We start from the raw sequence: 5,100 nt of genomic DNA on the forward strand, positions 1-5,100 counted from the left end.
TTGCATGTGTTAAGCACGCCGCCAGCGTTCGTCCTGAGCCAGGATCAAACTCTCCATGAAAACATGAAAAACAATAAATCCCAGCAAAAACAGACAAACAACCAGCATTACTGCTGTTGTCCATCAACAATTGCCATACAAAAAATGGCATCAACAAACAGACACGCTATTGAGATATCAAACAACACGCGCACATCATCACCGACCTGCTCAGCAGGCCGAGTCAGAGGCTCGGGTGCGCCGCGGATTTCTCCGTGGCGACGCTTTAGCTTCGTCGTCCCGGCGCGAGTCACTACTCTAGCAGTTCCTCGCCGGCCGGATCAACTCGGCGGGCTGTGGTTCCGGTCTCATGATTCCCTTGAAGGGCAGAAGGCCAGAGCCACTCGACGCTCCCGGTCTCCCGGTCCCGTCGGTCAGCTCCTCGCGGAACCCTGTGGGTGGTCGCTGTGGGCGACCCTTTCGGGCACTTCCGGTCGTGCTGACAGACGACTACAGTAGGCCCTGCCTCAGCCGGGGTCAAACTCCCGCGTCACCTCGCGTTCACCGTCATCGTGGACGAACGCCGCTGGTCAGCGAGCTTTCTCAGGACCCGGAGCGCCGTTGTTCACCCGGATGTGAGGTGCATCTGTCAGCGGGATCACCGCTTCAGGTGGACCATCGCCGCGTTCTTACGGCCGCGGCGCAGCAGGACGTAGCCACCGGGCAGCGCATTCAGGGCACCGAGCTCCTGCTCGAGCTCCTCGGCCGCGACCTTCTGGCCGTTCACCGACAGCCCGCCGCCCGTCGCATCACGGCGGGCCGCACCCTTCGACGCGGTGATCCCGACCTCGCAGAACGCATCGATGAGCACCGCGCTGCTCGGCAGCTCCACCGTCGGCAGCTCTTGGGCGAGAGCCTGCAGGGTCGGCTCATCCAGATCACGCACGTCCCCGCGCCCGAACAGCACGGCCGCTGCCGCCTTCGCCTGGTCAGTGGCCTGCTGGCCGTGGACCAGGGTGGTGATGTCATCGGCCAGCGCCTTCTGGGCAGCCCGCTCATGCGAGGCCTCCTGGGTGGCGCGCTCCAGCTCGGCGATGTCCTCGCGGTCGCGGAAGGTGAAGAACTTCAGGTAGTTCACCACGTCCGCGTCGGCGGCATTGAGCCAGAACTGGTGGAAGGCGTACGGGCTGGTGAGCTCAGGGTCCAGCCACACCGCTCCGCCTTCGGACTTGCCGAACTTGGTGCCGTCGGCCTTGGTCACCAGCGGTGTGGTCAGGGCGTGGACGTCCGTCCCTTCGACCTTATGGATGAGGTCCACTCCGGAGACAAGGTTCCCCCACTGATCGTTGCCGCCGTACTGCAGGGTGATGCCATGGCGGCGGTACAGCTCGAGGTAGTCGATGCCCTGCAGCACCTGGTAGCTGAACTCGGTGTAGCTGATGCCTTCATCGCTGGCGAGGCGACGGGCCACGGTGTCCTTGGCGAGCATCGTGCCCATGCGGAAGTGCTTGCCCATGTCGCGCAGGAACTCGAGCGCGCCCATCTGTCCGATCCAGTCCAGGTTGTTCACCATGGTCACCGCATGTGGGCCCTCGAGGTCCAGGAATCGGGAGATCTGATCGCGCAGTCCCTCGACCCACTGGGCCACGATGTCGGCATCGTTCAGCACGCGCTCCCCGGACATCCGCGGATCACCGATGAGGCCCGTCGCGCCGCCCACCAGGGCGTAGGGATGATGCCCGGCCAGCTGGAAGCGTCGCATCGTGAGCACCTGGGTGAGGTGACCGACGTGGAGCGACGAGGCCGTGGGGTCGAAGCCGCAATACAGGCTGATCTCTCCGTCCGCCAGAGCGCTGCCGAGCGCCTCACGCCCGGTGGTCTGCACGACGAGGCCTCGCCAGGCGAGTTCGTCCAGGACGGAATGCATCAGGTCTCTCCTCGAGGGTCAGGGCGCACTCGGCGCCAGAACCGGCCATAGGACCGGGTCGTCGGTCTCCGGTCATGAGGCCGGAGTGGTGGGTGTCCGTCCGCGGGCACGGGGCCGACGGGACGGCGCCCGGGTCCCGATCGGGTCCCGGACGCCATTGTCACAGATGCGCGGCCTGTCGCGGGGATCCGCTCAGGCCTACGCGCCGCGGTCTGCCCCGTCGCCGGTGAGGGCGTCGCGTGTAAAGGCGCGCAGCTGCTCGACCTCTGCTTCCGCGGCATCCTCCTGCTCGGCCACCCGGACGGGGGCGGTGCCGCCCTTCGCATCCCGGGAGGCGATCGAGCCGTCCACGCTCAGCACCTCACGGACTGAGGGATCGAGATGCTCGGAGATCCCGGCGAGGTCCTCATCGCTGAGATCCCACAGCTCCTGACCGCGGGATTCGGCGAGCTTCACACAGGCGCCGGAGATCTCATGGGCCGAGCGGAAGGGCACCCCGCGGCGGACCAGGTGATCGGCGATGTCCGTGGCGAGGGAGAAGCCCTGCGGGGCCAGCTCCGCCATCCGGTCCGTGTGGAAGGTGAGGGTGGCCATCATGCCGGTGAAGGCCGGAAGCACCAGCTCCAGGGTGTCCACCTGGTCGAAGACCGGTTCCTTGTCCTCCTGCAGGTCCCGGTTGTAGGCGAGCGGCAGGGCCTTCAGCGTGGACAGCAGCCCGGTGAGGTCGCCGATCATCCGGCCCGCCTTGCCGCGGGCGAGCTCGGCGATGTCCGGGTTCTTCTTCTGCGGCATGATCGAGGAGCCGGTGGAGTAGGAGTCATCCAGGGTGATGAAGGAGAACTCTTTCGTGTTCCACACGATCACCTCCTCGGCCAGACGCGAGAGGTCGATGCCGATCATCGTGAGCACGAAGGCGAACTCCGCGGTGAGGTCCCGCGCGGAGGTGCCGTCGATCGAGTTCCACACGGAATCGGCGAAGCCCAGCTCCACGGCGACGGCCTGCGGGTCCAGCCCCAAGGAGGAGCCGGCGAGGGCCCCGGACCCGTAGGGGGACAGCGCCGCGCGGGCATCGAGGTCCCGCAGGCGCTGCACGTCGCGCAGCAGGGGCCAGGCGTGGGCCAGCAGGTGGTGGCTGAGCAGCAGCGGCTGGGCGTGCTGGAGGTGGGTGCGGCCGGGCATCGGCGCTCCGTGGACCTCCCGCGCGCGGGCGATGAGCACATCGACAAGATCCAGCACCTGGTCGCCGAGGGCCCGCGACTGGTCGCGGATGAACAGGCGGATCAGGGTCGCGATCTGATCGTTCCGGGAGCGCCCGGCGCGCAGCTTCCCACCGAGCTCCGGTCCGGCCCGCTCGATGAGGCCGCGCTCGAGGGCCGTGTGCACGTCCTCATCCTCGGGCGCCGCGGTGAACGTACCGGAGGCGACGTCCGCCGCGAGCTGATCGAGCGCCTGCTGCATCGCGGCGAGCTCGGCATCATCCAGCAGACCGGCGGTGTGCAGAACGTTAGCGTGGGCCTTTGAACCGCGTAGGTCGTACTGGGCCAGGCGCCAGTCGAAGTGCGTGGAGTCCGACAGCGCCGCGAGGGCTGCTGCGGGTCCGGTGCCGAAGCGGCCGCCCCACAGGGCGGCGTGCGCGTGGGCCTGTGCTGCGCCGCTCGCGGGCTCGGGGCTGTGCTCGGTGCTCATGCGTTCTCCGCCTCGAGGTTCTCACCGTTGCCGTGGGCGACGTCGCGGGCAGCGGCCTGCTTGGCGGCCAAGCCGTAGATGTCGATGAAGCCGCGGGCGCTGCTCTGGTCGAAGGTGTCGCCCTCGTCGTAGGTGGCGAGGTTGAAGTCGTACAGGCCGGTCTCGGAGCGGCGCCCGGCGACGGTGGCGCGGCCGCCGTGCAGGATCATGCGAATATCACCGTTCACGTACCGCTGGGTGTCGTCGATGAACACATCCAGGGACTTCTTGAGCGGGGAGAACCACTGGCCGTCGTAGACCAGCTCGGTCCAGCGGTCGCCCACCATGCGCTTGAAGCGGGCCTGCTCGCGCTCCAGGGTGACCCGCTCGAGCTCCTGGTGGGCGGTGATGAGGGTCATCGCACCGGGGGCCTCATAGACCTCGCGAGACTTGATACCCACCAGGCGGTCCTCGACGATGTCGATGCGGCCGATGCCCTGGGCGCCGGCGCGGCGGTTGAGCTCCTGGATGGCCTCCAGCGGCGTGACCGAGCGGCCATCGATCTGCACCGGGATGCCGTGTTCGAAGGTGATGGTCACCTCGTCGGCCACGGGCGGGAAGGCGGGGTCATCGGTGTAGGAGTAGACGTCCTTGGTGGGCTCGTTCCAGATGTCCTCGAGGAAGCCGGTCTCGATCGCGCGGCCCCATACGTTCTGGTCGATCGAGAACGGGTTGTGCTTCGTGGTCGCGATCGGCAGGCCCTTGCGCTCGGCGTAGTCGATCGCCTTGTCGCGCGTGAGCGCGAGGTCCCGCACGGGGGCAATGCAGCGCAGCTCCGGGGCAAGGGAGGTGATGGAGACCTCGAAGCGCACCTGGTCATTGCCCTTGCCGGTGCAGCCGTGGGCCACGGTGGTGGCACCGAACTTCTTGGCGGCCTTCACCAGGTGCTTGGTGATCACCGGCCGGGAGATCGCCGAGACGTTCGGGTAGGCGTCCATGTACAGGGAATTCGCCTTGAGGGCGGGCATGCAGTATTCGGCGGCGAACTCGTCGCGGGCATCGGCGATATAGGCCTCCACGGCGCCGCAGTCCAGGGCACGCTGGCGGATGACCTCGAGGTCCTCTCCGCCCTGGCCGACGTCCACCGCGCAGGCGATGACGTCAGCGCCGGTGGCGTCGTGGATCCAGCCGATGGCCACGGACGTGTCGAGGCCGCCGGAGTAGGCGAGGACAATGCGTTCGGTCACGGTGTTTCTCCTCAAGAGATGGGGGTCTATGGGGTGGGCGCGGGGCGCCCGAGCGCTGGGGTGTTCGGGGGCCACGGCGGTCATGCCACCTGCATCGGCTGCGCCCCGCGCGGGGAGGGGGGGGGGGGGGGGGGGGGGCAACCTGGTCACCCGCGCCGCCGCGATGATCGCGAAGAACGTCGGCGAGATTCCCGCGGCCGGGGAGCTCGAGGACGTGGACCGGCGCCTGCTCGAGGCGATCCGCGAGGGGTTCACCACGGTGGGCGATCTCATCGAGCGCCA

At 67.7% G+C, this 5,100-nt stretch carries 3 protein-coding genes and 1 rRNA gene; all 4 read right to left on the bottom strand.

Annotated features, from left to right (window positions below; genetic code table 11):
• Positions 1–60 (bottom strand): 16S ribosomal RNA (locus tag MU407_RS13475); the annotation flags it as partial.
• Between the two features lie 577 nt (positions 61–637).
• Complete coding sequence (gene tyrS, locus MU407_RS13480) at positions 638–1,906, bottom strand: tyrosine--tRNA ligase (RefSeq protein ID WP_102237028.1); 1,269 nt, start codon at positions 1,904–1,906, stop codon at positions 638–640.
• A gap of 198 nt (positions 1,907–2,104) precedes the next feature.
• Entirely contained in the window at positions 2,105–3,592 is a 1,488-nt protein-coding gene (gene argH, locus MU407_RS13485) for an argininosuccinate lyase (protein WP_246958239.1), read from the bottom strand.
• A complete protein-coding gene (locus tag MU407_RS13490) occupies positions 3,589–4,818 on the bottom strand; it encodes an argininosuccinate synthase (protein WP_246958241.1) in 1,230 nt (409 codons plus the stop codon). The genes argH and MU407_RS13490 overlap by 4 nt, the downstream gene beginning before the upstream one ends.
• Positions 4,819–5,100 lie beyond the last annotated feature (282 nt).

The sequence above is a fragment of the Brachybacterium sp. Marseille-Q7125 genome (assembly GCF_023062615.1).
Lineage (GTDB): Bacteria > Actinomycetota > Actinomycetes > Actinomycetales > Dermabacteraceae > Brachybacterium.

Coding starts and splice junctions, on each gene's coding strand:
- argH (WP_246958239.1), bottom strand. CDS start 3,592: ATGAGCACCGAGCACAGCCCCGAGCCCGCGAGCGGCGCAGCACAGGCC.
- tyrS (WP_102237028.1), bottom strand. CDS start 1,906: ATGCATTCCGTCCTGGACGAACTCGCCTGGCGAGGCCTCGTCGTGCAG.